Origin of the sequence: Pseudomonas sp. AAC (genome assembly GCF_000725445.1) — a bacterium.
GTDB classification, from domain to species: domain Bacteria; phylum Pseudomonadota; class Gammaproteobacteria; order Pseudomonadales; family Pseudomonadaceae; genus Pseudomonas; species Pseudomonas citronellolis.
On sequence record NZ_KL647099.1, the window covers coordinates 146,154 to 171,111 of the forward strand.

At 67.2% G+C, this 24,958-nt stretch carries 30 protein-coding genes; 17 read left to right on the forward strand and 13 right to left on the reverse strand.

Annotated elements, in window-relative coordinates; all coding sequences use genetic code 11:
- Nucleotides 1-6: 6 nt before the first annotated feature.
- Complete coding sequence (yjgA, locus tag FG99_RS21945) at nt 7-531, reverse strand: ribosome biogenesis factor YjgA (protein ID WP_043272347.1); 525 nt, start codon at nt 529-531, stop codon at nt 7-9.
- A gap of 119 nt (nt 532-650) precedes the next feature.
- Between yjgA and pmbA the strand changes: the two genes are divergently transcribed.
- From pmbA to FG99_RS21975, 6 genes are all read left to right on the forward strand, one after another.
- Nucleotides 651-2,000 carry a metalloprotease PmbA gene (pmbA, locus tag FG99_RS21950; protein WP_043272348.1) on the forward strand — a complete coding sequence of 450 codons (1,350 nt, stop codon included), beginning with the start codon at nt 651-653 and terminating at the stop codon, nt 1,998-2,000.
- Nucleotides 2,001-2,471: 471 nt separating this feature from the next.
- A complete protein-coding gene (locus FG99_RS21955) occupies nt 2,472-2,843 on the forward strand; it encodes a hypothetical protein (RefSeq protein ID WP_009617785.1) in 372 nt (123 codons plus the stop codon).
- 13 nt (nt 2,844-2,856) lie between these two features.
- On the forward strand, nt 2,857-4,233 hold the full coding sequence (fumC, locus tag FG99_RS21960) for a class II fumarate hydratase FumC (RefSeq protein ID WP_043272349.1): 1,377 nt from the start codon (nt 2,857-2,859) through the stop codon (nt 4,231-4,233).
- Between the two features lie 27 nt (nt 4,234-4,260).
- Nucleotides 4,261-4,710 (forward strand): tetratricopeptide repeat protein, encoded by a 450-nt coding sequence (locus FG99_RS21965; RefSeq protein WP_009617791.1) that lies wholly within the window; start codon nt 4,261-4,263, stop codon nt 4,708-4,710.
- An 8-nt stretch (nt 4,711-4,718) separates the two neighbouring features.
- A complete protein-coding gene (locus tag FG99_RS21970) occupies nt 4,719-5,345 on the forward strand; it encodes a superoxide dismutase (RefSeq protein WP_043272350.1) in 627 nt (208 codons plus the stop codon).
- Between the two features lie 22 nt (nt 5,346-5,367).
- Complete coding sequence (locus FG99_RS21975) at nt 5,368-6,267, forward strand: ZIP family metal transporter (protein ID WP_051879117.1); 900 nt, start codon at nt 5,368-5,370, stop codon at nt 6,265-6,267.
- A gap of 25 nt (nt 6,268-6,292) precedes the next feature.
- Here the strand turns inward: FG99_RS21975 and FG99_RS21980 are convergent, their stop codons facing one another.
- From FG99_RS21980 to FG99_RS22025, 10 genes are all read right to left on the reverse strand, one after another.
- On the reverse strand, nt 6,293-6,565 hold the full coding sequence (locus FG99_RS21980; RefSeq protein ID WP_009617794.1) for an HPr family phosphocarrier protein: 273 nt from the start codon (nt 6,563-6,565) through the stop codon (nt 6,293-6,295).
- Between the two features lie 31 nt (nt 6,566-6,596).
- Nucleotides 6,597-7,454 carry an RNase adapter RapZ gene (gene rapZ, locus FG99_RS21985; RefSeq protein WP_009617797.1) on the reverse strand — a complete coding sequence of 286 codons (858 nt, stop codon included), beginning with the start codon at nt 7,452-7,454 and terminating at the stop codon, nt 6,597-6,599.
- A gap of 1 nt (nt 7,455) precedes the next feature.
- Nucleotides 7,456-7,920: a PTS IIA-like nitrogen regulatory protein PtsN gene (gene ptsN, locus FG99_RS21990; RefSeq protein ID WP_043272351.1), complete on the reverse strand. Its 465-nt coding sequence runs from the start codon at nt 7,918-7,920 to the stop codon at nt 7,456-7,458.
- A gap of 12 nt (nt 7,921-7,932) precedes the next feature.
- On the reverse strand, nt 7,933-8,241 hold the full coding sequence (gene hpf, locus FG99_RS21995; RefSeq protein WP_009617801.1) for a ribosome hibernation-promoting factor, HPF/YfiA family: 309 nt from the start codon (nt 8,239-8,241) through the stop codon (nt 7,933-7,935).
- Between the two features lie 76 nt (nt 8,242-8,317).
- Nucleotides 8,318-9,820 (reverse strand): RNA polymerase factor sigma-54, encoded by a 1,503-nt coding sequence (locus FG99_RS22000; protein WP_024128165.1) that lies wholly within the window; start codon nt 9,818-9,820, stop codon nt 8,318-8,320.
- Between the two features lie 207 nt (nt 9,821-10,027).
- Nucleotides 10,028-10,753 carry an LPS export ABC transporter ATP-binding protein gene (gene lptB, locus FG99_RS22005; RefSeq protein ID WP_009617805.1) on the reverse strand — a complete coding sequence of 242 codons (726 nt, stop codon included), beginning with the start codon at nt 10,751-10,753 and terminating at the stop codon, nt 10,028-10,030.
- Nucleotides 10,753-11,289, reverse strand: coding sequence for a lipopolysaccharide transport periplasmic protein LptA (lptA, locus tag FG99_RS22010; protein ID WP_009617806.1), 537 nt, complete (start codon nt 11,287-11,289; stop codon nt 10,753-10,755). Before lptA ends, lptB begins: the two co-directional genes overlap by 1 nt.
- Nucleotides 11,276-11,845: an LPS export ABC transporter periplasmic protein LptC gene (gene lptC / locus FG99_RS22015; RefSeq protein ID WP_009617808.1), complete on the reverse strand. Its 570-nt coding sequence runs from the start codon at nt 11,843-11,845 to the stop codon at nt 11,276-11,278. The genes lptA and lptC overlap by 14 nt, the downstream gene beginning before the upstream one ends.
- 8 nt (nt 11,846-11,853) lie before the next feature.
- Nucleotides 11,854-12,378 carry a KdsC family phosphatase gene (locus FG99_RS22020; protein ID WP_009617809.1) on the reverse strand — a complete coding sequence of 175 codons (525 nt, stop codon included), beginning with the start codon at nt 12,376-12,378 and terminating at the stop codon, nt 11,854-11,856.
- Nucleotides 12,379-13,353, reverse strand: a complete 975-nt coding sequence (locus FG99_RS22025; protein WP_009617811.1) for a KpsF/GutQ family sugar-phosphate isomerase — start codon at nt 13,351-13,353, stop codon at nt 12,379-12,381.
- Nucleotides 13,354-13,596: 243 nt separating this feature from the next.
- Here FG99_RS22025 and FG99_RS22030 point away from each other — a divergent pair, with 243 nt between their 5' ends.
- From FG99_RS22030 to hisC, 10 genes are all read left to right on the forward strand, one after another.
- Nucleotides 13,597-14,406 carry an ATP-binding cassette domain-containing protein gene (locus FG99_RS22030; RefSeq protein ID WP_043272352.1) on the forward strand — a complete coding sequence of 270 codons (810 nt, stop codon included), beginning with the start codon at nt 13,597-13,599 and terminating at the stop codon, nt 14,404-14,406.
- Nucleotides 14,406-15,203, forward strand: a complete 798-nt coding sequence (mlaE, locus tag FG99_RS22035; protein WP_009617815.1) for a lipid asymmetry maintenance ABC transporter permease subunit MlaE — start codon at nt 14,406-14,408, stop codon at nt 15,201-15,203. The genes FG99_RS22030 and mlaE overlap by 1 nt, the downstream gene beginning before the upstream one ends.
- Nucleotides 15,203-15,679, forward strand: coding sequence for an outer membrane lipid asymmetry maintenance protein MlaD (gene mlaD / locus FG99_RS22040; protein ID WP_043272353.1), 477 nt, complete (start codon nt 15,203-15,205; stop codon nt 15,677-15,679). Before mlaE ends, mlaD begins: the two co-directional genes overlap by 1 nt.
- 20 nt (nt 15,680-15,699) lie before the next feature.
- Nucleotides 15,700-16,353 carry an MlaC/ttg2D family ABC transporter substrate-binding protein gene (locus tag FG99_RS22045; RefSeq protein WP_043272555.1) on the forward strand — a complete coding sequence of 218 codons (654 nt, stop codon included), beginning with the start codon at nt 15,700-15,702 and terminating at the stop codon, nt 16,351-16,353.
- Entirely contained in the window at nt 16,350-16,661 is a 312-nt protein-coding gene (locus tag FG99_RS22050; protein WP_009617822.1) for an STAS domain-containing protein, read from the forward strand. Before FG99_RS22045 ends, FG99_RS22050 begins: the two co-directional genes overlap by 4 nt.
- A 114-nt stretch (nt 16,662-16,775) precedes the next feature.
- Complete coding sequence (locus tag FG99_RS22055) at nt 16,776-17,015, forward strand: BolA family protein (protein ID WP_009617824.1); 240 nt, start codon at nt 16,776-16,778, stop codon at nt 17,013-17,015.
- 21 nt (nt 17,016-17,036) lie between these two features.
- On the forward strand, nt 17,037-18,302 hold the full coding sequence (gene murA, locus FG99_RS22060) for a UDP-N-acetylglucosamine 1-carboxyvinyltransferase (RefSeq protein ID WP_009617826.1): 1,266 nt from the start codon (nt 17,037-17,039) through the stop codon (nt 18,300-18,302).
- Between the two features lie 12 nt (nt 18,303-18,314).
- Nucleotides 18,315-18,950 carry an ATP phosphoribosyltransferase gene (gene hisG, locus FG99_RS22065; protein WP_009617828.1) on the forward strand — a complete coding sequence of 212 codons (636 nt, stop codon included), beginning with the start codon at nt 18,315-18,317 and terminating at the stop codon, nt 18,948-18,950.
- A gap of 125 nt (nt 18,951-19,075) precedes the next feature.
- Complete coding sequence (gene hisD / locus FG99_RS22070) at nt 19,076-20,386, forward strand: histidinol dehydrogenase (RefSeq protein WP_009617836.1); 1,311 nt, start codon at nt 19,076-19,078, stop codon at nt 20,384-20,386.
- A gap of 119 nt (nt 20,387-20,505) precedes the next feature.
- Entirely contained in the window at nt 20,506-21,564 is a 1,059-nt protein-coding gene (hisC, locus tag FG99_RS22075; protein ID WP_009617840.1) for a histidinol-phosphate transaminase, read from the forward strand.
- Nucleotides 21,565-21,612: 48 nt separating this feature from the next.
- Here the strand turns inward: hisC and algW are convergent, their stop codons facing one another.
- Nucleotides 21,613-22,776, reverse strand: a complete 1,164-nt coding sequence (algW, locus tag FG99_RS22080; RefSeq protein WP_009617842.1) for a Do family serine endopeptidase AlgW — start codon at nt 22,774-22,776, stop codon at nt 21,613-21,615.
- A 115-nt stretch (nt 22,777-22,891) separates the two neighbouring features.
- Between algW and FG99_RS22085 the strand changes: the two genes are divergently transcribed.
- Complete coding sequence (locus FG99_RS22085) at nt 22,892-23,650, forward strand: Nif3-like dinuclear metal center hexameric protein (protein WP_043272354.1); 759 nt, start codon at nt 22,892-22,894, stop codon at nt 23,648-23,650.
- 13 nt (nt 23,651-23,663) lie between these two features.
- On the opposite strand, the gene mltB is transcribed toward FG99_RS22085, so the two are convergent.
- Complete coding sequence (gene mltB, locus FG99_RS22090) at nt 23,664-24,770, reverse strand: lytic murein transglycosylase B (protein ID WP_043272355.1); 1,107 nt, start codon at nt 24,768-24,770, stop codon at nt 23,664-23,666.
- Nucleotides 24,771-24,958 lie beyond the last annotated feature (188 nt).

Below are 24,958 nucleotides of genomic sequence, written 5' to 3' on the forward strand. Positions count from 1 at the left end.
AGGCTTTCAGCGGAGGCCGCGCTTGAGCTCGTCCAGTTCGCGGATGTATTTGAAGATTTTCCGCGCCGCGGCCGGGGGCTTGTCGTGAGCGGCCTCGTGCTGGGCGTGGCGGATCAGTTGCAGCAGGTGCTGGCGGTCGCTGTCCGGGTATTCGGCGAAGAATGCGGAGAGGGCCTCGTCGCCGCCGGTGATGAGGCGGTCGCGCCAGCGCTCCAGGGCGTGGAAGCGCTCGTTGTACTGGCGCGTGGAGCTGTCGAGCTGGTCGAGCAGGGCGACGATGGCGTCGAGGTCCTGGTCGCGCATCAGCTTGCCGATGAACTGCCGGTGGCGTTTGCGGGCGGCATTGGCCTTGTGCTTGGGCGCCTCGTCGATGGCGCGGCGCAGCGGCTCGGTGAGCGGCAGGCGGTCGAGCATGTCCGGCTTGAGCGCGGTCAGGCGCTCGCCGAGGTCCTGCAGGGCGTGCAGCTCGCGTTTTACTTGCGACTTGCTCTTCTCTTCGAACAGCGAGTCGTCGTCTTGATATTCAGCCATGGCGGTGGTCCAGTGGAAAACGCCGCCATGATAACGAGTCGAGGGTCGCTTGTCCGGCCCGCCCGCGATGCCACGGGGCCCGTCGCCCCGGCCGCGGAACAGAACAGGAGAGTTTGGCAATGAGCGAACAGGCCAAGGCAGTCGGCCCCGAGGCACTTCCGGCGCTGCGCGAGCAGGTCGAGCGGATCGTCGCCGAGGCGAAGCGCCAGGGCGCCACGGGCTGCGAAGTGGCGGTGTCCCTGGAGCAGGGGCTGTCCACCAGCGTGCGCCAGCGCGAGGTCGAGACGGTCGAATTCAACCGCGACCAGGGCTTCGGCATCACCCTCTACGTCGGCCAGCGCAAGGGCTCGGCGAGCACCTCGGCGACCGGCGACGAGGCCATCCGCGAAACCGTGGCGGCGGCGCTGGCCATCGCCAGGCACACCTCGGAGGACGACTGCGCCGGCCTGGCCGATCCCGCGCTCATGGCCCGCGACCTCCCCGACCTGGACCTGTACCACGCCTGGTCGCTGACCCCGGACCAGGCCGTGGAGCGCGCCCTGGCCTGCGAAGCTGCGGCCTTCGATGCCGACCCGCGAGTGACCAAGGCCGACGGCACCACCCTGAACATCCACCATGGCTGCCGCGTCTACGGCAACAGCCATGGCTTCATCGGCGGCTACGCCAGCACCCGCCACAGCCTCAGCTGCGTGATGATCGCCGAGGGCGAGGGGCAGATGCAGCGCGACTACTGGTACGACGTGAAGCGCCGCGGCGAACTGCTGGATAGCCCGGAAAGCATCGGCCGCCGCGCCGCCCTGCGCGCCGCCAGCCGCCTGGGCGCGCGCCCGGTGCCGACCGCCGAGGTGCCGGTGCTGTTCGCCCCGGAAGTCGCCGTGGGTCTGTTCGGTCACTTCCTCGGCGCCATTTCCGGCGGCAGCCTGTACCGCAAGTCGTCGTTCCTCGAAGGCTGCCTGGGCCAGCGTCTGTTCCCCGAGTGGCTGACCCTCGACGAACGCCCGCTGCTGCCCGGCGCCCTGGGCAGCGCCTCGTTCGACAACGACGGCCTGGCCACCTACGCCAAGCCCTTCGTGGAGAACGGCACCCTGGTTTCCTACGTGCTCGGCACCTACTCCGGGCGCAAGCTGGGCATGCCCAGCACGGCCAACGCCGGCGGCGTGCACAACCTCTTCGTCAGCCACGGCGACGAGGACCAGAAGGCCCTGCTGCGACGCATGGGCCGCGGCCTGCTGGTCACCGAACTGATGGGGCAGGGCGTCAATCTGGTCACCGGCGACTACTCCCGCGGCGCCGGCGGCTACTGGGTGGAGAACGGCGAGATCCAGTTCCCGGTGCAGGAAGTCACCATCGCCGCCAACCTCAAGGACCTGTTCGCCAGCATCCTGGCCATCGGCAACGACGTGGAGAACCGCGGGAACCTGCATACCGGGTCGGTGCTGGTGGAAAGGATGATGGTGGCCGGGAACTGATAGCAGTCTGTGGTTCTGGAGAACGCCGTTTCCTGCCGAGGGAAGCGGCGTTTCTTTTTTCGTGGGAGCGAGCTTGCTCGCGAACAGCGCTCCCGGCTGCATTGGTGTTTTGGTGGTATTTCGCTCCCTCTCCCCAGCCCTCGGCTGCGCGCCCCGCCCTGAAGGGAGAGGGGGCAGTCCGTGCCGAGAGGAGGAATGGTTTCAGCCGGAAACCTTCGGCGCTGCCGGCTAACTGCAGAACATCCAAACACACCGAACGGTCCCCTCTCCCTTCAGGGAGAGGGTTAGGGAGAGGGAAAGGCGCCTCCCTTATGCAGCGGCGTTTCAGGGGAACCCCCTTCGCAAGCAATCTCGCTCCTACGAAGAGCACCCGGCGCATACCACCCCCGATTTGCCCTACTCCCTTGGTCTGACTTGTATTTTCTTTCTCTCGTAACGATAATCAATCTCATTATCGTTCGAGGGCCAGCCATGTTCGTCGAAACCCACACCTCCCTGCTCGACCGCTGGTACCGCCTGGGCACCCGCATCCGCTGCGCGCTGGAGCCCGACGAGCCGCGCCTGCTGGAGCTCTACCTGTTCGAGACGCGCTACCTGGTGGCCTGGGAGCCGCTGCCGGCCTGGCAGCTGTTCGAGAAGAGCTTCCAGCTGCTGCTCGACACCGCCGCCGACGTCGCCCTGCCGTGGCATTGGCGCGGACTCTGCCTCGACCACGCCTATCGCCCGCTCTGCGACCTGCGCCGCCTCGCCGGCGATGCCGAACGCAGGCAGCGCCTGCAACAGCTTTCGCGCCGGCTGGCCACGCAGCCGATGGCGCCTTCCCTGACGTACCACGACCTGTAAGCGAGAAAGCAGAATGACTGACAGCCGTATCGAACGCGACAGCATGGGTGAACTGGCGGTGCCGGCCGCGGCGCTGTACGGGGCCCAGACCCAGCGTGCGGTGAACAACTTCCCGGTCAGCGGCCAGCGCATGCCCGCCGCCTTCATCCGCGCGTTGCTGCTGGCCAAGGCCGCCGCGGCGCGGGCCAACGTCGCCCTGGAGCAACTGGACGCCGAGACCGGCGCGGCCATCGTCGCCGCCTGCGAGGAACTGCTGGCCGGCGACTTCATCCAGCACTTCCCGGTGGACGTGTTCCAGACCGGTTCCGGCACCAGCTCCAACATGAACGCCAACGAGGTGGTGGCGACCCTCGCCGGTCGTCGCCTGGGCCGCGCGGTCAACCCCAACGACCAGGTCAACTGCGGGCAGAGCAGCAACGACATCATCCCCTCGACCATCCACATCAGCGCCGCCCTGGAAATCCACGAGCGCCTGCTGCCGGCGCTGCGCCACCTGCAGGCCACCCTCGAGCGCAAGGCCGGCGAGGTGCAGCAGTACGTCAAGACCGGGCGCACCCACCTGATGGACGCCATGCCGGTGCGCCTGAGCCAGGTGCTCGGCGGCTGGGCCCAGCAGGTGCGCCAGGCCACTGCCAACCTCGAAGCCCTGCAGCCGGCGCTGCAGCAACTGGCCCAGGGCGGCACCGCCGTCGGCACCGGGGTGAACGCCCACCCGCAGTTCTCCGCGCGCTTCTGCCAGGAACTCAACGGCCTGACCGGCCTGGCCTTCCGCCCGGGCGACGACTTCTTCGCGCTGATCGGCGCCCAGGACACCGCCGTGGCCGTCTCCGGCCAGCTCAAGACCCTCGCCGTGGCGCTGATGAAGGTCGCCAACGACCTGCGCTGGATGAACTCCGGCCCGCTCGCCGGCCTCGCCGAGATCGAGCTGGAAGCCCTGCAGCCGGGCTCCTCGATCATGCCCGGCAAGGTCAACCCGGTGATCCCCGAGGCCACCGCCATGGTCGCCGCCCAGGTGATCGGCAACGACGCCACCATCGCCGTGGCCGGGCAGTCCGGCAACTTCGAGCTGAACGTGATGCTGCCGGTGATCGCCGACAACCTGCTGCAGAGCATCCAGCTGCTGGGCAACGTCAGCCGCCTGCTGGCCGACAAGGCCATCGCCAGCTTCAAGGTCAACGAGGCGCGCCTGCGCGAAGCGCTGTCGCGCAACCCGATCCTGGTCACCGCGCTGAATCCGATCATCGGCTACCAGAAGGCCGCCGAGATCGCCAAGCAGGCCTACCGCGAAGGCCGCCCGATCATCAAGGTGGCGCTGGAGAACACCGATCTCGGCCGCGAGCGCCTGGAGGCCCTGCTGGACCCCGAGAAACTCACCGCCGGCGGCCTCTGAGGCCGCGCCACCATGGAGGTATGTGACATGCGCCATTGGCAACAGACCATCGAACTGGGCAACCGCTGCTTCATCCGCAACGAGTTGATCGATGCCCGCGAGCACTACCTCCACGCCCTGGCCCACGCCCAGTTGCTGCTGGGCCGCTGGCACGACCCGGACGAGGCGGTGATGGCCTTCGTCATCTCCCACCACAACCTGGGCGACCTGCACGTGCAGCTGGGCCAGCCGGAAGAGGCCGCCGAATACCTGTGCAACTGCCACGAGCGGCTGCTGGAGCTGAGCATCGACCCGCGGCAGAGCCGCGACATGCGCGAGGCCGCGCTGCGCCACAGCCGGCGCAGCTACCTCGAACTGCTCAACTTCATCGGCGAGCACGGCAACTACCCGCGCACCCGCGAGCTGCTGCACCAGCAGGGCGAAGTGGAGCTGCGTCCCGGCCTTTTCGCCACCCCGCAATCCATGCGCTACCACTAGGAGCGACCATGCCCCACAGTCTTCCCGCCTTGCCCTACGCCTACGACGCCCTGGAGCCGCACATCGATGCGCGGACCATGGAGATTCACCACAGCAAGCACCACCAGACCTACGTCAACAACCTGAACGCCGCGCTGGAGGGCACGGCTTTCGCCGAACTGCCGGTGGAGGAACTGCTGCAGCAGCTCAACCGCCTGCCGGAGAAGCTGCTCGGCGCGGTGATCAACAACGGCGGCGGCCATGCCAACCACTCGCTGTTCTGGCAGGTGATGTCGCCGACCGGCGGCGGCGAGCCCGACGGCGCCCTGGCCCGCGCCATCGAGACCGAACTGGGCGGCTACGCGGCCTTCCGCGAGGCCTTCACCAAGGCCGCGCTGACCCGCTTCGGCAGCGGCTGGGCCTGGCTCTGCGTCGACAGCCAGGGCCGCCTGAAGGTGGAAAGCAGCGCCAACCAGGACAGCCCGCTGATGCAGGACCTGATCCCCATCCTCGGCCTGGATGTCTGGGAGCACGCCTACTACCTGCAGTACCAGAACCGCCGGCCGGAATACATCGCGGCCTTCTACGAGGTCGTCGACTGGCCGGAAGTGGCGCGCCGCTACCGCCTGGCCCTGGAGCAGCGGGGGCTCGCCTGATGCCCGCCGCGGAAGTGACGCCATGCGCCCGCTAGAGGCAAGCGCGCGGCAGGGCGGCGCGCGCAGCCTGCGCTGGCTGCTCGGCCTGGGGATAGTGCTGCTGGGCAGCGGCCTGCTGTTCAACCACCTGTTGCTGCTGGCGCGCCTGCAATTGCCGGCGCCGCTGTACCAGGCGCTGAGCGGCGGCCTGATCTGCGCCCTGGGCACTGCCCTGGGCGCGGTTCCTGTGCTGCTGATCCGCAGCATGCCGGCGCGGGTCGCCGATATCCTGCTGGGCTTCGGCGCCGGAGTGATGCTGGCGGCGACGGCCTTTTCCCTGCTGCTGCCGGCCCTGGAGGCGGTCGAGGCGGGCGGACGCTCGCCGCTGTACGCCGCGTTGCTGGTCAGCTTCGGCATGGCCCTGGGGGTTCTGGGGCTGATGCTGGCCGGGCGGATGCTGGACGATGCCCAGCATGACCTGGACGACGCGCCGACCCCCGCCATTCCCGCCCGCATCCTGCTGTTCGTCGCGGCCATCGTCCTGCACAACATTCCCGAGGGCATGGCCGTGGGCGTTGCCGCCGGCGGCGAGGTCCAGGGCGCCGGCGGCCTGGCGCTGGGCATCGCCCTGCAGGACGTGCCCGAAGGCTTGGCCATCGCTCTGGTGCTGGCCGGCGCGGGGATGTCGCGGGTGCGGGCGATGCTGGCCGGCGCGGCTTCCGGGCTGGTCGAGCCGCTGTTCGCGGTGCTCTGCGCCTGGCTGGTGGGGGTGTCGCGGATGCTGCTGCCCTGGGGCCTGGCCCTGGCGGCGGGGGCGATGCTCTACGTGGTGGTGCGGGAGATCATTCCCGAATCGCAGCGGCGCGGCTATGCCGGGGAGGCGACCCTGGGGCTGATCGTCGGCTTCTGCCTGATGATGGTGCTGGATACGTCGCTGGGCTAGCGCCCGGCGCGGTGCGGACGGGCGGTCACTCGCCTTCGTCGAAGTAGTTGTTGATCAGGTCGACGAGAGCCTGCAGGGCCTCGTCGGCCTGCTCGCCCTCGGCGTTCAGGTGCAGGTTGGTGCCCTTGCCCGCGGCCAGCATCATCACCGCCATGATGCTCTTGCCATCCACCGTGCTCTCCGGGCTGCGACCGACGCGGACCTGGCACGGGAAGCGGCCGGCCACGCCGACGAATTTGGCCGCCGCGCGGGCGTGCAGGCCGAGCTTGTTGATGATGGTGATCTCGAGGGCGGGCATCGCGAGGGGGCTGTCCTTTCGTTATCTGCTGCTAGCTCAGGTCGCGGTGGCGAATCTGCACGTTCTTCAGGGTGGCTTTCAGGGCATTGCCGATGCGCTCGGCGAGGTAGACCGAGCGATGATGGCCGCCCGTGCAGCCGATGGCAATGGTGACGTAGGCGCGGTTGCTGGCGGCGAAGCGCGGCAGCCATTTGTTCAGGTAGCCCAGGGTGTCCTGGTACATCTCTTCCACGTCGGGCTGCTCGGCGAGGTATTCCTGCACGCCCTTGTCCAGGCCCGACTGCTCGCGCAGCTCGGGTTTCCAGTAGGGGTTGGGCAGGCAGCGCACGTCGAACACCAGGTCGGCGTCCACTGGCATGCCGCGCTTGAAGCCGAACGACTCGACGAGGAAGGCGGTGCCCGGCTCGGGTTTGTTCAGCAGGCGCAGCTTGATGACGTCGCGCAACTGGTAGAGGTTGAGGTTGGTGGTGTTCAGCTTGAGGTCGGCGAGGTCGGCGATCGGGCTGAGCAGTTGCTCCTCGTCGGCGATGGCCTCGGCGAGGGAGCGGGTGTCGGTGGTCAGCGGGTGGCGCCGGCGCGTCTCGGAGAAGCGCTTGAGCAGCGTCTCGTCGTCGGCGTCCAGGTACAGCACGTCGCACTGGATGTGCTTGTCGCGGGCTTCCTGCAGCAGCTCGGGGAAGCGCTTGAGCTGGCTGGGCAGGTTGCGCGCGTCGATCGACACGGCCACCTGCGGGTGCATCAGCTCGGTGTGCAGCAGCGCGCGCTGGGCCAGGTCCGGCAGCAGGCTGGCCGGCAGGTTGTCGATGCAGTAGAAGCCGTTGTCCTCGAGGACGTTGAGGGCAGTGCTCTTGCCGGAGCCGGAACGGCCGCTGACGATGATCAGGCGCATGCTAGTGGCCGTTCTGCACTTCCACGACTATCTGGTACAGCGCCTCGCCATCGCTCGCGCGGCGCAGGCGTTCGCGCACCTCGGAACGGTCGAGCATCGAGGCGATCTGGCGCAGCAGCTCCAGGTGCTCCTCGGTGGCCGCTTCGGGTACCAGCAGGACGAACACCAGGTCGACCGGAGCGCCGTCGAGGGCGTCGAAGTCCACCGGTGCATCGAGGTGAAGGATGGCGCTGATCGGCGCCTTGCAACCGGTCAGGCGGCAGTGGGGAATGGCGATGCCATTGCCGAAGCCGGTGGAGCCCAGGCGTTCGCGGGCCACCAGGCTTTCGAAGATGTCTTGCGCGTCGAGGCCGGGAAGGTCTTTCACGACCAGGTTGGCGATCTGTTCGAGTACGCGCTTCTTGCTGCCGCCCGGCACGTTCACCAGGGAACGGCCGGGGGACAGGATCTGCTCAAGTCGGATCATAGGGGAGGGGGGTTAGCGGACTCCAACGCCCTGTTGGCGTTCGAGGTACTTTTCCTTGTGTTTGATCAGTTGTCGATCGAGTTTGTCGGTCAGCAGGTCGATGGCGGCGTACATGTCTTCGTGTTCTGCGCAGGCCACGACTTCGCCACCGGAAATGTGCAGCGTGGCTTCGATACGCTGTTTCAGCTTTTCGACCTCCATGATGACCTGAACATTGGTGATCTTGTCGAAGTGGCGCTCCAGTCGGCCGAGTTTCTCGACCACGTAGTCGCGCAGGGCGTCGGTCACATCCAGTTGATGGCCACTGATGTTGACTTGCATACCGCTTTCTCCTTATTGCCCGTGTATAAGTGGCAGGTTATGGGGCCTGCCGCCGGAACACCTTGGCTTGGGTCAATCAGACCAGTCGCTTGCGCTCGCTCGATGGAGCTATTCCGAGAGATTCCCGGTACTTGGCGACTGTCCGACGTGCCACTTGAATGCCCTGTGCCTCCAGTAAACCAGCGATCTTGCTGTCGCTCAACGGCTTTTTCGGACTTTCTGCCGCGACCAGTTTCTTGATGATCGCGCGGATCGCCGTGGACGAGCATTCGCCGCCCTCGGAAGTGCTCACGTGGCTGGAGAAGAAGTACTTCAGCTCGAAGATGCCGCGTGGGGTGTGCATGAATTTCTGCGTGGTGACCCGCGAGATGGTCGACTCGTGCATGCCCACCGCCTCGGCGATGTCGTGCAGGACCAGCGGCTTCATCGCTTCCTCGCCGTACTCGAGGAAACCGCGCTGGTGCTCGACGATCTGCGTCGCCACCTTCATCAGCGTCTCGTTGCGGCTCTGCAGGCTCTTGATGAACCAGCGGGCTTCCTGCAACTGGTTGCGCATGAAGGTGTTGTCGGCGCTGGAGTCGGCGCGGCGCACCAGGCCGGCGTACTGCGAGTTGACGCGCAGGCGCGGCACCGCCTCCTGGTTCAGCTCCACCAGCCAGCGCTCGTTGTGCTTGCGCACTATCACGTCCGGCACCACGTACTCGGCTTCGCCGGACTCGATCTGCGAACCTGGGCGCGGGTGCAGCGACTGGATCAGCTCGATGGTCTCGCGCAGCTCGTCTTCCTTGAGCTTCATGCGCCGCATCAGCTGGGTGTAGTCGCGGCTGCCGAGCAGGTCGAGGTGGTCGGCGACCAGGCGCAGGGCCTCGCTCAGCAGGTGGGTGTTGGCGGGCATCTGGCGCAGCTGCAGCAGCAGGCATTCGCGCAGGTTGCGCGCGCCGACGCCGGCCGGCTCCATCTGCTGGATGCGCCGCAGCACCACTTCCACCTCGTCCATCTCGATGCCCAGCTCGGGGTCGAGGGAGGTGAGGATGTCTTCCAGGGACTCTTCCAGGTAGCCGTCGTTGTTGATGCCGTCGATGATGCTCAGGGCCACCAGGCGGTCGCTGTCGGACATGGGGCAGAGGTTCAGCTGCCACAGCAGGTGGCTCTGCAGGCTCTCGCCAGCGGAGGTGCGGGCGGTGAAGTCCCATTCGTCGTCATCGTTGCTGGGCAGACTGCTGGCGCTGGTCTGGTAGACGTCTTCCCAGGCGGTGTCGACCGGCAGCTCGTTGGGGATGCGCTCGGCCCACTGGTCTTCGTCCAGGCTGTCGGCGCTGGGCGTGGTGGTTTCCTGGAAGCTTTCGCTCTGCGAGTTGACGTTGGTATTGGTGGGGGTTTCCGCGCCCTCGGCGTAGGGGTCGCTACCGTCGAAGTCTTCGCCTTCTTCCTGGCGCTCGAGCATCGGGTTGGATTCCAGCGCCTCCTGGATCTCCTGTTGCAGATCCAGGGTGGAGAGTTGGAGCAGTCGGATGGCCTGTTGCAGCTGCGGAGTCATCGTCAGCTGCTGGCCCATCTTGAGGACGAGCGATGGTTTCATGGCTGGAACTTGGCACCTTGTCCGCGGGCGTGTAGCGCACCCAATCCACGACTACGGGCGCCTGGACCCAAATTCCCGGACGCCGCTAGGAAGCAAATTATATGCCTGAATTCTCAGACTTTGCCTAGGGGCGTTTGCGCATAATTCGCTGCCTGTCCGTCGGCGCGACATGAGGTTGCGCCCCGGCGCGACGGCCGGGGCAGGACTTCAGAGGCGGAACTCGTGGCCCAGGTAGACTTCCTTGACCAGTTCGTTGGCCAGAATGGCCGCGGAATCGCCCTCGGCGATCAACTGGCCGTCGTTGACGATGTAGGCCGTCTCGCAGATGTCCAGGGTCTCGCGCACGTTGTGGTCGGTGATGAGCACGCCGATGCCCTTGGCCTTGAGGTGGTGGATGATCTGCTTGATGTCGCCCACCGAGATCGGGTCGACGCCGGCGAAGGGTTCGTCGAGGAGGATGAACTTCGGCGAGCTGGCCAGGGCGCGGGCGATCTCCACGCGGCGGCGCTCGCCGCCGGACAGGCTCATGCCGAGGTTGTCGCGGATATGGTGGATGTGGAACTCCTCCAGCAGGCCTTCCAGGGCCTCCTTGCGGCCGTTGCGGTCGAGGTCGGCGCGGGTCTCGAGGATGGCGCCGATGTTGTCCGCCACCGACAGCTTGCGGAAGATCGAGGCTTCCTGCGGCAGGTAGCCGATGCCGGCGCGGGCGCGGCCGTGCATGGGCAGGTTGGTGACGTCCTGCTCGTCGATGCGGACCACGCCCTGGTCGGCGCGGACCAGGCCGACGATCATGTAGAAGCAGGTGGTCTTGCCGGCGCCGTTGGGGCCGAGCAGGCCGACGATCTGCCCGCTGTCGATGCTCATGCTGACATCGCGGACGACCTGGCGACCCTTGTAGCTCTTGGCGAGGTGCTGTGCGGTGAGCGTGGCCATTACTGGGCTTGATCCTGCTTCTTCTTGGGCTGGATGACCATGTCGATGCGCGGGCGCGGGGTGGTCACCTGGGTACCGGTGGCGCGGCCGGCGTTGACGATCTGCCGTTCGGTGTCGTAGACGACCTTCTCGCCTTCGAAGGTGTTGCCTTCCTGGATCACCTTGGCCTGGTCGATCAGGATCACCCGGTTCTGGGTGACGAAGTACTGGATGGTCAGGCCGTAGGCCTTGGTGATTTCCTTGTCCGGCGCCGGCTTCTGCTCGAAATAGGCGGGCTTGCCGACCGAGGTGACCACCTCGATCTCGCCGTCCTTGTTCTGCTTGAGGGTGACGGTGTTGCCGGTCAGCTTCATGCTGCCCTGGGTCACCACCACGTCGCCGCGGTACACGGCGACGCCCTGCTTGTCGTCCAGTTCGGCGCTGTCGGCCTGCACGCGGATCGGCTGCTCGCGATCCGTCGGCAGCGCCCAGCCAGCGCTGCTGCCCAGGGCGGCGACGAGGCCGAGGAAAAGGGGGAAGGTTTTAACGAACCTCATGCTGACCTCTTACGTTGGACAGCAGGGTCATCCGGCTGTCTTTCAGATACGCTTTCATGCCTACCGCCGTGGTCACCCCTTGGGGCTCGGTGATCTTAACGGGTTGACTGGTCTCGGCATAATCCTTGTCCGGGAACACCGTCATGCGCGTGGTGGTGAGCAGCAGGGTGCGGTTCTGCGCGTCGGTGCGCTGGACCCGGACGTTGTCGATCAGTTCGACCTGCTTGCCTTCCGGACCCACCTCGGCGCGCACGCTCTGCACGTGCCACGGCTGCGGCTCGCCCTCGCGGAAGAAGAACAGGTCCGGCGTGGTGACGTTGGTGACGTCGGTGGCTTTCATGTGCTCCAGGCGATCGGCGGTCATCTCGTAGGCCAGGCTGCCGTCCTCGCGGTACTGCAGGCTGTGGGCATTGGCCGCGTAGAAATCGATGGCGTCGTTGCTCGGCGCGACCTGGCGCTCGTTGAAGTCCAGGCGCACGTTCCAGTAGTAGCCCAGTGCGACCAGCAGGACCGCGATCAGGGCGAGGAGAAGCTTCTGGCGAAGGGTCTTCGGCATGTCTGGCTCTACAGGTAGGCGCTTTGCGCCGCCTCGAGGTTGCCCTGGGCGCGCAGGATGAGTTCGCAGAATTCACGGGCCGCGCCTTCGCCGCCGCGCGCCTGGGTCACGCCGTGGGCGTGCTGGCGAACGAAGGCGTCGGCGCTGGCCACCGCCATGCCCAGGCCGACCCGGCGGATGACCGGAAGGTCGGGCAGGTCGTCGCCCAGGTAGGCGACCTGTTCATAGCCTAGCCCGAGTTCGGCGAGCAGTTGGTCGAGGACCGCCAGCTTGTCCTCGCGGCCCTGGAACAGGTGCTCGATGCCCAGGTTCTGCGCGCGGCGCTCGACCACGGCGCTCTTGCGGCCGCTGATGATGGCGGTGCGCACGCCCGAGGCGATGAGCATCTTGATGCCGTGGCCGTCGAGAGTGTTGAAGGTCTTGAACTCGCCGCCGTCGGGCAGGAAGTAGAGCTTGCCGTCGGTCAGCACGCCGTCCACGTCGAACACCGCCAGGCGCACGCCACTGGCGCGTTGCAGCAGGTCTGCGGTCATTCAGATGACTCCGGCGCGGGTCAGGTCGTGGACGTGCAGGACGCCGACCGGGTGGTCGTCGCCGTCGACCACCACCAGGACGTTGATCTTGTGGTCGTCCATGATCTTCAGGGCTTCGGCGGCGAGCATGTCCGGGCGCACGGTCTTGCCGTGCACGGTCATCACCTGGTCGATGGTGGCCGTGCGCACATCCACGCCCTTGTCCAGGGTGCGGCGCAGGTCGCCGTCGGTGAACACGCCGGCCAGGCGGCCGTCTTCGCCGAGGACGATGGTCATGCCCAGGCCCTTGCGGGTCATTTCCAGCAGGGCGCCGCTGAGCGAAGTGCCGGGGGAGACCTGCGGCAGTTCTTCACCCACGTGCATGATGTTTTCCACTTTCAGCAACAATCTCCGGCCCAGGGCGCCGCCCGGATGGGAGAAGGCGAAGTCCTCGGCGGTGAAGCCGCGGGCTTCCAGCAGGGCCACGGCGAGGGCGTCGCCGAGCACCAGGGAGACGGTGGTGGAGGAGGTCGGCGCCAGGTTCAGCGAGCAGGCCTCGTGTTCGACGCTGGCGTCCAGGTTCACCGCGGCGGCCTTGGCCAGCGGCGACTCGGGGTTGCCGGTCATGCTCACCAGGGTGATGCCCAGGCGGGCGATCAGCGGCAGCAGGGTGATGATCTCGGCGGTGGAGCCGGAGTTGGACAGCGCCAGGACCACGTCGTCCCTGGTGATCATGCCCATGTCGCCGTGGCTGGCCTCGGCCGGGTGCACGAAGAACGCCGGGGTGCCGGTGCTGGCCAGGGTGGCGGCGATCTTGCGGGCGATGTGCCCGGACTTGCCCATGCCGACCACCACCACGCGGCCGGTGCAGCCGAGCAGCAGTTCGCAGGCCCTGGAGAAATCGGCCCCGATGCGTGGCAGCAGGGCATCCACCGCATCGCGCTCGAGGCCGATGGTGCGTTGTGCCGACTGGATGAAATCGTGATTCTGGCTCATGTTCCGATCGCGTGGGGCGAAGTGAAGGGCGAGATTATAACGGTAAAGCGGCCCGGGCTTCACCCTGCCGATACCGGATCTTGCACAGGGAAAGCTGAATCCGAGCTGAATCGCCGGCGGCGGGCCTTGGGCCGCCGCGCGCGCCAATGCTATAGTTCGCCGCCGTTCGGCCTGTCTTGCGTTACCGTGTTCCGACGGTTCGACGGGGCATTGCAGGGACAGGGCCGTCATGCAAGGAGTTCTATGAGCACCGATGAAAAATACGCTGTCGAGCTGAAGGGGGTCACCTTCAAGCGCGGTACCCGCGCCATCTTCGACAACGTGGATATCCGTATTCCGCGCGGCAAGGTCACCGGCATCATGGGGCCGTCGGGTTGCGGCAAGACCACCTTGCTGCGCCTGATCGCCGCACAGCTGCGCCCGGTCAAGGGCGACGTCCTGGTCAACGGGCAGAACCTGCCGAAGCTGGCCCGCGCCGACCTGTTCGACCTGCGCAAGCAGTTCGGCGTGCTGTTCCAGAGCGGCGCGCTGTTCACCGACCTGGACGTGTTCGAGAACGTCGCCTTCCCGCTGCGGGTGCACACCGACCTGCCCGAGGAGATGATCCGCGACATCGTCCTGATGAAGCTGCAGGCCGTGGGCCTGCGCGGGGCGCTGGAGCTGATGCCGGACGAGCTGTCCGGCGGCATGAAGCGCCGCGTGGCGCTGGCCCGGGCGATCGCCCTGGACCCGCAGATCCTCATGTACGACGAACCCTTCGTCGGCCAGGACCCGATCGCCATGGGCGTGCTGGTGCGGCTGATCCGCCTGCTCAACGATGCCCTGGGCATCACCAGCATCGTGGTCTCCCACGACCTGGCGGAAACCGCCAGCATCGCCGACTACATCTATATCGTCGGCGACGGCAAGGTGCTGGGGCAGGGCACGCCGGCGGAGCTCAAGGAGCTCGACGATCCGCGCGTGCGCCAGTTCATGAAGGGGATTCCGGACGGTCCGGTGCCCTTCCACTATCCCGCGCGCGACTATCGCGCCGACCTGCTGGGGGAACGCTGATGCGCAAGACTTCACTGCTCGAGCGGATTCGCCTGCTCGGGCGGTCGGGCCTCGACGTGCTCGAGGCGCTCGGCCGTTCCACGCTGTTCCTCGGCCACGCCATGCTCGGCCGTCGGGTGCCCGGCGGCATGGGCCAGCTGCTGGTCAAGCAGCTGTACTCGGTGGGCGTGCTGTCGCTGGCGATCATCGTGGTTTCGGGCGTCTTCATCGGCATGGTGCTGGCCCTGCAGGGCTACAACATCCTCAAGGACTATGGTTCGGAGCAGGCGGTGGGGCAGATGGTGGCCCTGACCCTGCTGCGCGAACTGGGCCCGGTGGTGACCGGCCTGCTGTTCGCCGGCCGCGCCGGTTCCGCGCTGACCGCCGAGATCGGCAACATGAAATCCACCGAGCAGCTCTCCAGCCTGGAGATGATCGGCGTCGACCCGCTGCGCTACGTGATCGCGCCGCGCCTGTGGGCCGGCTTCATTTCGATGCCGCTGCTGGCGGCGATCTTCAGCGTGGTCGGCATCTGGGGCGGCGCCGCCGTCGCCGTCGACTGGCTGGGCGTATACGAGGGTTCCTTCTGGTCGAACATGCAGAACAGCGTGCAATTCGGCGAGGATGTGCTCAATGGCGTGATCAAGAGCGTGGTGTTCGCCTTCGTGGTGACCTGGATCGCCGTGTTCCAGGGCTATGACTGCGAGCCGACCTCCGAAGGGATCAGCCGCGCAACGACTCGAACCGTGGTCTATGCCTCCCTGGCGGTACTGGGGCTGGACTTCATACTGACCGCTTTGATGTTTGGAGACTTCTGATGCAAACCCGCACCCTGGAAATCGGTGTAGGCCTGTTTCTTCTCGGCGGCCTGCTGGCCCTGCTGCTGCTGGCGCTGCGTGTCAGCGGCCTGACCATCGGGCATTCCACCGACACCTACCAGTTGTATGCCTACTTCGACAACGTCGCCGGCGTGACCGTGCGCGGCAAGGTGACCATGGCCGGCGTGACCATCGGCAAGGTGGTCGCCGTGGACCTGGACCACGACAGCTACCGTGGCCGGGTGACCATGGAAATCAACAAGAGCGTCAATAACCTGCCGGACGACTCCACCGCGTCTATCCTCACCGCAGGCCTGCTGGGCGAAAAATACATCGGCATCAGCGTCGGCGGCGACGACAAGATGCTCACGGACGGCGGCGTCATCCACGACACCCAGTCCGCGCTGGTGCTGGAGGACCTGATCGGCAAGTTCCTGTTGAACTCGGTCAACAAAGAAGAGCCCAAGAAGCAATGACGATGATGAGGATGAACGCCATGCTGACTCTCCTGCGCCGCGGCCTGCTGGTCCTGCTCGCAGCACTGCCGCTGATCGCCAGCGCCGCGCCCAATGCGCAGCAGGTGGTGCAGCAGACCGTCGACAACCTGCTGTCCGACCTCAAGGCCAACAAGCCGGCCTACCGCGCCGATCCCAAGCAGCTCTACGCCGCCCTGGACCGCATCCTCGGCCCGGTGGTGGACTCCGAGGGCATCGCCAGGGGTGTGATGACCGTCAAGTATTCGCGCCAGGCCTCCCCGGAGCAGATCAAGCGCTTCGAGACGGTGTTCAAGAACAGCCTGATGCAGTTCTACGGCAACGCCCTGCTCGAGTACGACAACCAGGACATCCGCGTGCTGCCGTCCACCGGCAAGCAGGACCCGGAGCGCTCCAGCGTGAACATGGAGATCCGTGACAGCAAGGGCACCGTCTATCCGGTGCAGTACACCATGGTCAACCAGTCGGGGACCTGGCGCCTGCGCAACGTGATCATCAACGGCATCAACATCGGCAAGCTGTTCCGCGACCAGTTCGCCGACTCCATGCAGAAGAACGGCAACGACCTGGAGAAGACCATCGCCGGTTGGGACCAGGTGGTCGCCCATGCCAAGGATGCCGCCAAGGGCAACCCGGACGAGGGTGGCGCGCAATGACCAGCGCCGCCAGCATCAGCGAGGGCGCGGCCGGCGAGCTGCGCCTGGCCGGGGTGCTCGACTACCGCAGCGGCACGCAGCTGCGCGAGCAGGGCAAGGCCCTGATCGCCGCGAGCGGCGCCCAGCAACTGGTGGTGGATTGTTCGGCGGTGGAGAAGTCCAGCAGCGTCGGCCTGTCGCTGCTGCTGGCCTTCCTGCGCGATGCGCAGCAGGCGGGCAAGAGCCTGCAGGTCCGCGGCCTGCCGAAAGACATGCAAGACATCGCCAAGGTCAGCGACCTCGACGGCATCCTGCCGCTGCAGGGCTGATCGGGGCGCTCGAAAGGCCCTCCGTCCGCGACTTCCCCTGGCGGGGTTCGCAGGCGGGGGGCTTTTTTGTATCATTGCCGGCCCGCGCGCGTTGAGCGCCGATCGAGGTCGAGCATGCAGGCGATTGAAGTCAAGAACATCCTGGAAGCCAAGCTCCCGGGTACCCAGGTCGAAGTGGAAGGCGAAGGCTGCAACTTCCAGCTGAACCTGATCAGTGACGAACTGGCCGGTCTGAGCCCGGTGAAACGTCAGCAGCAGATCTACGCGCACCTTAACGAATGGATCGCCAGTGGCGCCATCCATGCCGTGACCATGAAATTCTTCAGCCGCGCCGCCTGGGCCGAGCGTTCCTGAGCCGCCGGGGATATACCTGCTATGGACAAACTGATCATTACCGGCGGTTCCCGTCTCGACGGCGAAATCCGCATCTCCGGCGCCAAGAACTCCGCGCTGCCGATCCTTGCCGCCACCCTGCTGGCGGATACTCCGGTCACCGTGTGCAACCTGCCGCACCTGCACGACATCACCACCATGATCGAGCTGTTCGGTCGCATGGGCGTGCAGCCGGTGATCAACGAGAAGCTCAACGTCGAAGTCGACGCCAACAGCATCAGGACCCTGGTCGCGCCCTATGAATTGGTGAAGACCATGCGCGCCTCGATCCTGGTGCTCGGCCCCATGGTCGCGCGCTTCGGCGAGGCCGAGGTGGCCCTGCCCGGCGGCTGCGCCATCGGCTCGCGTCCGGTCGACCTGCACATCCGCGGCCTCGAGGCCATGGGCGCGCAGATCACCGTCGAGGGCGGCTACATCAAGGCCAAGGCCCCGGCCGGCGGCCTGCGTGGCGCGCACTTCTTCTTCGACACCGTGTCCGTGACCGGTACCGAGAACATCATGATGGCCGCGGCCCTGGCCAACGGCCGCACCGTGCTGGAAAATGCCGCCCGCGAGCCGGAAGTAGTCGACTTGGCCAACTGCCTGATCGCCATGGGCGCGCAGATCCAGGGCGCCGGCACCGACACCATCGTCATCGACGGCGTGAAGCGCCTGGGCGGCGCCAAGTACAACGTGCTGCCCGACCGCATCGAGACCGGCACCTACCTGGTCGCCGCCGCGGCCACCGGTGGCCGCGTCAAGCTCAAGGACACCGACCCGACCATCCTCGAGGCGGTGCTGCTGAAGCTGGAAGAGGCCGGTGCGCACATCAACACCGGCAACGACTGGATCGAGCTGGACATGAAGGGCAACCGGCCGAAGGCGGTGAACATCCGCACCGCGCCGTACCCGGCGTTCCCCACCGACATGCAGGCCCAGTTCATTTCGCTGAACGCCGTGGCCGAAGGCACCGGCGCGGTGATCGAGACCGTGTTCGAGAACCGCTTCATGCATGTCTACGAGATGAACCGCATGGGCGCGCAGATCCTCGTCGAGGGCAACACCGCCATCGTCACCGGCGTGCCGCAGCTCAAGGGCGCCCCGGTCATGGCCACCGACCTGCGCGCTTCCGCCAGCCTGGTGATCGCTGGCCTGGTGGCCGAGGGCGACACCCTGATCGACCGCATCTACCACATCGACCGTGGCTACGAGTGCATCGAAGAGAAGCTGCAACTGCTCGGCGCCAAGATCCGCCGCGTACCGGGCTAGGGTTGACCAGACATGCTGACCATCGCCCTGTCCAAGGGCCGGATCCTCGATGACACCCTGCCGCTGCTCGCAGCGGCAGGCATTGTGCCGACCGAGAACCCGGACAAGAGCCGCAAGCTGATCATCCCCACCAGCCTCGACGACGTGCGCCTGCTGATCGTCCGCGCCACTGACGTGCCGACCTACGTCGAGCACGGCGCCGCCGACCTCGGCGTGGCCGGCAAGGACGTGCTGCTCGAATACGGCGGCCAGGGGCTTTACGAGCCGCTGGACCTGAAGATCGCCAACTGCAAGCTGATGACCGCCGGCGCGGTCGGCGCGGCCGAGCCCAAGGGGCGCCTGCGGGTGGCCACCAAGTTCGTCAACGTGGCCAAGCGCTACTACGCCGAACAGGGCCGCCAGGTCGAGGTGATCAAGCTGTACGGCTCCATGGAGCTGGCGCCGCTGGTCGGCCTGGCCGACAAGATCATCGACGTGGTCGACACCGGCAACACCCTGCGCGCCAACGGCCTGGAACCCCAGGAGCTGATCGCCCACATCAGCTCGCGGCTGATCGTCAACAAGGCCTCGATGAAGATGCAGCACGCGCGCATCCAGGCCCTGATCGACACTCTGCGTGAAGCGGTGGAGTCTCGACACCGGGCGTAATTCCCTGCGCGGCCTTCCCGCCGCGCCCGCCTATCCGTGTCATAGCCAAATTTTCTCGGGTGCCCGCACGGTGGGCTTGCTAGTCTAGCGGCGCCCGAGATCACGCCAATTTTAAGAGGCCAGCTATGACCGCACCCTTCGCCATCCGTCGACTCAACGCCGCCGATCCGGACTTCGCGCGTCATCTGGACCATCTGCTGTCCTGGGAAAGCGTGTCCGACGACGCCGTGAACCAGCGCGTGCTGGACATCATCGCCGACGTGCGCAGCCGTGGCGACGCCGCCCTGGTCGAGCTTACCCAGCGCTTCGACGGCCTCGCGGTCGCCAGCATGGCCGACCTGATCCTGCCGCGCGAGCGCCTGGAACTGGCCCTGACGCGCATCACCCCGGCCCAGCGCGAGGCGCTGGAAACCGCCGCCGAGCGCGTACGCAGCTACCACGAGAAGCAGAAGCAGGACTCCTGGCGCTACACCGAGGCCGACGGCACCGTGCTCGGCCAGCAGGTCACCCCGCTGGACCGCGCCGGCCTGTACGTGCCCGGCGGCAAGGCTTCCTATCCCTCGTCGGTGCTGATGAATGCGATTCCCGCCAAGGTCGCCGGCGTCGCCGAAGTGGTCATGGTGGTGCCGACCCCGCGTGGCGAAATCAACGAGATCGTCCTCGCCGCCGCCTGCATCGCCGGCGTCGACCGCGTCTTCACCATCGGCGGCGCCCAGGCGGTGGCCGCGCTGGCCTACGGCACCGAGAGCGTGCCCCAGGTGGACAAGATCGTCGGCCCGGGCAACATCTACGTGGCCACCGCCAAGCGCCACGTGTTCGGCCAGGTGGGCATCGACATGATCGCCGGCCCCTCGGAAATCCTCGTGGTCTGCGACGGCGGCACCGACCCGGACTGGATCGCCATGGACCTGTTCTCCCAGGCCGAGCACGACGAGGACGCCCAGTCGATCCTGGTCAGCCCGGACGCGGCCTTCCTCGACAAGGTCGCCGCCAGCATCGAGAAGCTGCTGCCGACCATGGAGCGCGCCGAGATCATCCGCACCTCGCTGGGCAACCGCGGCGCGCTGATCCAGGTCGCCGACCAGGCCCAGGCCTGCCAGGTGGCCAACCGCATCGCCCCGGAGCACCTGGAATTGTCGGTGGCCGACCCGGAAAGCTGGCTGCCGAACATCCGCCACGCCGGCGCCATCTTCATGGGCCGCTACACCGCCGAGGCCCTGGGCGACTACTGCGCAGGCCCGAACCACGTGCTGCCCACCTCCGGCACCGCGCGCTTCTCCTCGCCGCTGGGCGTGTATGACTTCCAGAAGCGCTCGTCGATCATCTTCTGCTCGGCCGACGGCGCCTCGGTGCTCGGCAAGACCGCTTCGGTCCTGGCTCGCGGCGAGTCGCTGACCGCCCACGCCCGAAGCGCCGAATACCGGATCAAGGGCTGAAAAGCCGATAAAAACCGATAAAAGCCGCTGGAGGCTTGAGGCTGGACGAAGTGGGTTTCGCTTTTTCGTTCAGCCTCCAGCCCTCCAGTCTTCAGCGATTCTTTAAAGGAGAGAGGGCGATGAGCAAGTTCTGGAGCCCCTTCGTCAAGGACCTGGTGCCCTACGTGCCGGGTGAGCAACCCAAGCTGGCCAGGCTGGTCAAGCTGAACACCAACGAGAACCCCTACGGCCCGTCGCCCAAGGCGCTGGCCGCCATGCAGGCCGAGCTGGGCGACGCCCTGCGCCTGTACCCGGACCCCAACGCCGAGCGCCTGAAGCAGACCATCGCCGACTACTACGGCGTACGCCCGGGCCAGGTGTTCGTCGGCAACGGCTCCGACGAGGTGCTGGCCCACGCCTTCCACGCGCTGTTCCAGCACGACGGCCGGCCGCTGCTGTTCCCCGACGTGACCTACAGCTTCTACCCGGTGTACTGCGGCCTCTACGGCATTCCCTTCGAGGCGCTGGCGCTGGACGAGCAGTTCCAGATCCGCGTCGAGGACTACGCCCGCCCCAACGCCGGGATCATCTTCCCCAACCCCAACGCGCCGACCGGCTGCCTGCTGCCGCTGGACGCCATCGAGCGCCTGCTGCTGGCCAACCCGGACAGCGTGGTGCTGGTGGACGAGGCCTACGTCGATTTCGGCGGCGAGACGGCCATCGGCCTGGTGGAGCGCTACCCGAACCTGCTGGTGGCGCAGACGCTGTCCAAATCGCGTTCCCTGGCCGGGCTGCGCGTCGGCCTGGCGGTCGGCCACGAGGACCTGATCGAGGCCCTGGAGCGGGTCAAGAACAGCTTCAACTCCTACCCGCTGGACCGCGTGGCCCAGGCCGGCGCCATCGCCGCCTTCGAGGACCGCGAGTACTTCCAGCGCACCTGCCAGGCGGTGATCGACAGCCGCGAGAAGCTGGTCGGCGAACTGAGTGGCATGGGCTTCGAGGTGCTGCCGTCGGCGGCCAACTTCATCTTCGCCCGCCACCCGCAGCACGACGCCGCCGAACTGGCCGCCGGCCTGCGCGAGCAGGGTGTGATCGTCCGCCACTTCAAGCAGGCGCGCATCGCCCAGTTCCTGCGCATCAGCATCGGCACCGAGGAGCAGAACCAGGCGCTGCTGGACGCCCTGCGCACGCGGCTCTGAAACGCGACCGGCGGAAAAAGCAACGGCGCCCTCGGGCGCCGTTCTTCGTTACTGCTGCTGCGGCTGCTGCACCGGCGGAGTGGGCGGCGGGCGCAGGCCCACTTCCGCCTCCAGGGTGACGTGCTTGCCGTTGCGCAGCACCTGGATGCTGATCTTCTCGCCCGGCTTGGTGCGCGCCACCTGGTTCATCGCGGTGCGGCCGTCGGCGGCCTTCTTGCCGTCGATGTCGAGGATGATGTCGCCCGGCTGCATGCCGGACTGGGCGGCCGGGCCGTCGCGGTAGACACCGGCGACCACCACCCCGCCCTGGTCCTGCAGGCCGAAGGACTCGGCCAGCTCCGGCGTCAGCGGCTGCACCTCGACGCCCAGCCAGCCGCGGATCACCGAGCCGTGCTCGACGATCGACTTCATCACCTCCAGCGCCAGCTTGATCGGGATGGCGAAGCCGATGCCCTGGGAGCCGCCGGACTTGGAGAAGATGGCGGTGTTGATGCCCACCAGGTTGCCGCTGGCGTCGACCAGGGCGCCGCCGGAGTTGCCCGGGTTGATCGCCGCGTCGGTCTGGATGAAGTCCTCGTAGGTGTTCAGCCCCAACTGGTTGCGGCCGGTGGCGCTGATGATGCCCATGGTCACCGTCTGGCCCACGCCGAAGGGGTTGCCGATGGCCAGGCAGACGTCGCCGGTGCGGATGCCGTCGGAGCGGCCGAGGGTCATCACCGGCAGGTCCTTGAGGTCGATCTTGAGTACCGCGAGGTCGGTTTCCGGGTCGCTGCCGACCAGGCGCGCCGTGGTTTCGCGGCCGTCGCGCAGGGCCACGACTATCTGGTCGGCGCCGGCGGTGACGTGGTTGTTGGTCAGCAGGTAGCCCTCGGGGCTCATGATCACCGCCGAGCCCAGGCTCGACTCCATGCGCTTCTGCTGCGGCAGGTTGTCGCCGAAGAAGCGGCGGAACAGCGGGTCGTCGAGCATCGAGTTGCCCGGCCGGCTGACCATCTTGGTGGTGTACAGGTTGGCCACCGCCGGCGCGGCGCGGGTCACAGCGTCGGCATAGGTTCCGGGGCCCTGCTGCAGGCGGCTGAGCAGGGGCGCCTGCTGCAGGTGGACTTCCTGTTCGGGCAGGCCGACCCATTCGGGGTTACGCTGGATGATCAGCAGCGCCAGCAAGACGCCGACAAGCGCGGGCCAGCCGAGAAAACGCAGGGCCTTCAGCATCGGAGGACGATCCTTGGGGGTTGCTCGGCCTGGGGAAGGCCGCTAGGGTGGCCGCCATTATACGGGCGGCGTGGCAAGAAAATAGCCGTCTCCCCTAATGCCTGGAGGAAATTCGATGGCGATCGATCTGACCGAGCTGGTCGAAGAGGCCGACCGCTACCTGGACGCCGCGCGCATCCAGGACTACTGCCCCAATGGCCTGCAGGTGCAGGGCCGGCCGCAGGTGCGGCGCATCGTCAGCGGCGTGACCGCCAGCCAGGCGCTGCTGGACGCGGCGGTGGCCGCGCAGGCCGATGCGGTGCTGGTCCACCATGGCTACTTCTGGAAGGGCGAGAACCCTTGCGTGGTGGGCATGAAGCAGCGCCGCCTGAAGACCCTGCTGGCCCACGACATCAGCCTGATCGCCTACCACCTGCCGCTGGACCTGCACCCGCAGGTGGGCAACAACGTGCAGCTGGGCCAGCAGCTCGGCCTGGACATCGAAGGCCCGCTGGAGCCGGGCAACCCGCGTTCCATCGTGCTGCTGGGCGCGCCCGCGGCACCCGTGGCGCCGGCCGATTTCGCCGCCCACGTGGCCCGGGTGCTGGGCCGCGAGCCGCTACTGGTGGAAGGCGAGCGGCCGATCCGGCGCATCGCCTGGTGCACCGGCGGCGCCCAGGGCTACATCGACCAGGCCATTGCGGCGGGCGTGGACGCCTACCTCACCGGCGAGGTCTCCGAGCAGACGGTGCACAGCGCCCGCGAGAACGGCATCACCTTCATCGCCGCCGGCCACCACGCCACCGAGCGCTACGGCGTGCAGGCGCTGGGCCGCTACCTGGCCGAGCGCTTCGGCATCGAGCACCGCTTCATCGACTGCCCGAACCCCGCCTGAGCGCCGCGGGCGCTCACGGCGTCGAGGCGTAGCGGCGCCGGGCCTGGTCCACGGCCGCGCCGAGCTGCCAGACCGCCATCGCGTAGTGGGTGCTGTGGTTGTAGCGGGTGATCACGTAGAAGTTCGGCAGGCCGTACCAGTACTGGTAGTTGCGGCCCATGTCCAGGCGCAGCAGGCTGGCGCTCTGGTGCTTGCCCAGCGGCGCCTGCGGGCGCAGCCCGGCGGCGCTCAGCGTCTGGAGCGGATACTGCGTCTTGAAGCCATCCTCGAGCCCGCGCGCCTGGCCGCTGGCCGGCACGGCGATGCTGTCGTGGGTGACCCAGCCGTGCTGCTGGAAATAGTTGGCGACGCTGCCGATGGCGTCCTGCGGGTCCCACAGGTCGACGTGGCCGTCGCCATCGAAGTCCACCGCGTAGCGGGCGAACGAGGTCGGCATGAACTGGCCGTAGCCCATGGCGCCGGCGTAGGAGCCGCGCAGGGCCAGCGGGTCGTCGCGCTCCTTGCGCGCCAGCAGGAGGAACTGCTCCAGCTCGCCGGTGAAGAAGTCGGCGCGCCGCGGGTAGTCGAAGGCCAGGGTGGCCAGGGCATCCATGATCCGCGTCTTGCCCATCACCCGGCCCCAGCGGGTTTCCACGCCGATGATGCCGACGATGATCTCCGGCGGCACGCCGTAGATCTTCGAGGCGCGTTCGAGGGCGTCTTCGTACTGGTTCCAGAAGGCCACGCCGTTCTGGACGTTGTCCGGGGTGATGAACTTCTTGCGGTAGCGCAGCCAGGCGCCGTTCGGCCCGCTAGGCGCCTGGTAGGTCGGCGCCTGGCGGTCCATCAGGCGGATCACCCAGTCCAGGCGCTGGGTGCGGCCCAGCACGTCCTGCAACTGCTGGCGATCGAAGCCGTGCAGGCTGACCATCCGGTCGACGAAGCGCTGGGCGTTGGGGTTGTTGGCGAAGTCGCCGGTCAGCGGGCGGATCGGCTGCACCGGGTTCGCCGGGGTGTATAGGCGCGTCGTGCCGGTGGTGGCGCTTTTCTGCGGGGCGGCTGCCGGCGTCGGCGCGGTGGGCTTGCTGCTGCAGGCGGCGATGAGAAGGAACAGAGGCAGGAGCGGAGCGATACGGCGCATGGGAAATCTGCTGGGGCGTGGGGAATGAGGAATAGGGTAGCGCAGATGGGGGCGCTTACCGGGGCCTACTCTAGCGGAGGGCGGGATGCGCTTCCTCCTGAATCTGTTTCCGGGCTCGGAGCGGGTGGCGGCTTTGCGGGTGAAGGGCAGTTCGTCGGAGAGGCGGGCGTCTGTGGATATCTCGTTTC

Coding starts and splice junctions, on each gene's coding strand:
- FG99_RS21975 (WP_051879117.1), top strand. CDS start 5,368: ATGCGCCCGCTAGAGGCAAGCGCGCGGCAGGGCGGCGCGCGCAGCCTG.
- lptB (WP_009617805.1), bottom strand. CDS start 10,753: ATGGCCACGCTCACCGCACAGCACCTCGCCAAGAGCTACAAGGGTCGC.
- FG99_RS22025 (WP_009617811.1), bottom strand. CDS start 13,353: ATGAGCCAGAATCACGATTTCATCCAGTCGGCACAACGCACCATCGGC.
- lptA (WP_009617806.1), bottom strand. CDS start 11,289: ATGAGGTTCGTTAAAACCTTCCCCCTTTTCCTCGGCCTCGTCGCCGCC.
- FG99_RS22000 (WP_024128165.1), bottom strand. CDS start 9,820: ATGAAACCATCGCTCGTCCTCAAGATGGGCCAGCAGCTGACGATGACT.
- mlaE (WP_009617815.1), top strand. CDS start 14,406: ATGCGCAAGACTTCACTGCTCGAGCGGATTCGCCTGCTCGGGCGGTCG.
- FG99_RS22020 (WP_009617809.1), bottom strand. CDS start 12,378: ATGACCGCAGACCTGCTGCAACGCGCCAGTGGCGTGCGCCTGGCGGTG.
- FG99_RS22045 (WP_043272555.1), top strand. CDS start 15,700: ATGCTGACTCTCCTGCGCCGCGGCCTGCTGGTCCTGCTCGCAGCACTG.
- hisD (WP_009617836.1), top strand. CDS start 19,076: ATGACCGCACCCTTCGCCATCCGTCGACTCAACGCCGCCGATCCGGAC.
- hisC (WP_009617840.1), top strand. CDS start 20,506: ATGAGCAAGTTCTGGAGCCCCTTCGTCAAGGACCTGGTGCCCTACGTG.
- FG99_RS22050 (WP_009617822.1), top strand. CDS start 16,350: ATGACCAGCGCCGCCAGCATCAGCGAGGGCGCGGCCGGCGAGCTGCGC.
- algW (WP_009617842.1), bottom strand. CDS start 22,776: ATGCTGAAGGCCCTGCGTTTTCTCGGCTGGCCCGCGCTTGTCGGCGTC.
- FG99_RS22030 (WP_043272352.1), top strand. CDS start 13,597: ATGAGCACCGATGAAAAATACGCTGTCGAGCTGAAGGGGGTCACCTTC.
- mltB (WP_043272355.1), bottom strand. CDS start 24,770: ATGCGCCGTATCGCTCCGCTCCTGCCTCTGTTCCTTCTCATCGCCGCC.
- mlaD (WP_043272353.1), top strand. CDS start 15,203: ATGCAAACCCGCACCCTGGAAATCGGTGTAGGCCTGTTTCTTCTCGGC.
- yjgA (WP_043272347.1), bottom strand. CDS start 531: ATGGCTGAATATCAAGACGACGACTCGCTGTTCGAAGAGAAGAGCAAG.
- FG99_RS21955 (WP_009617785.1), top strand. CDS start 2,472: ATGTTCGTCGAAACCCACACCTCCCTGCTCGACCGCTGGTACCGCCTG.
- FG99_RS21970 (WP_043272350.1), top strand. CDS start 4,719: ATGCCCCACAGTCTTCCCGCCTTGCCCTACGCCTACGACGCCCTGGAG.
- hpf (WP_009617801.1), bottom strand. CDS start 8,241: ATGCAAGTCAACATCAGTGGCCATCAACTGGATGTGACCGACGCCCTG.
- FG99_RS22085 (WP_043272354.1), top strand. CDS start 22,892: ATGGCGATCGATCTGACCGAGCTGGTCGAAGAGGCCGACCGCTACCTG.
- fumC (WP_043272349.1), top strand. CDS start 2,857: ATGACTGACAGCCGTATCGAACGCGACAGCATGGGTGAACTGGCGGTG.
- murA (WP_009617826.1), top strand. CDS start 17,037: ATGGACAAACTGATCATTACCGGCGGTTCCCGTCTCGACGGCGAAATC.
- ptsN (WP_043272351.1), bottom strand. CDS start 7,920: ATGATCCGACTTGAGCAGATCCTGTCCCCCGGCCGTTCCCTGGTGAAC.
- hisG (WP_009617828.1), top strand. CDS start 18,315: ATGCTGACCATCGCCCTGTCCAAGGGCCGGATCCTCGATGACACCCTG.
- lptC (WP_009617808.1), bottom strand. CDS start 11,845: ATGCCGAAGACCCTTCGCCAGAAGCTTCTCCTCGCCCTGATCGCGGTC.
- pmbA (WP_043272348.1), top strand. CDS start 651: ATGAGCGAACAGGCCAAGGCAGTCGGCCCCGAGGCACTTCCGGCGCTG.
- rapZ (WP_009617797.1), bottom strand. CDS start 7,454: ATGCGCCTGATCATCGTCAGCGGCCGTTCCGGCTCCGGCAAGAGCACT.
- FG99_RS21980 (WP_009617794.1), bottom strand. CDS start 6,565: ATGCCCGCCCTCGAGATCACCATCATCAACAAGCTCGGCCTGCACGCC.
- FG99_RS21965 (WP_009617791.1), top strand. CDS start 4,261: ATGCGCCATTGGCAACAGACCATCGAACTGGGCAACCGCTGCTTCATC.
- FG99_RS22055 (WP_009617824.1), top strand. CDS start 16,776: ATGCAGGCGATTGAAGTCAAGAACATCCTGGAAGCCAAGCTCCCGGGT.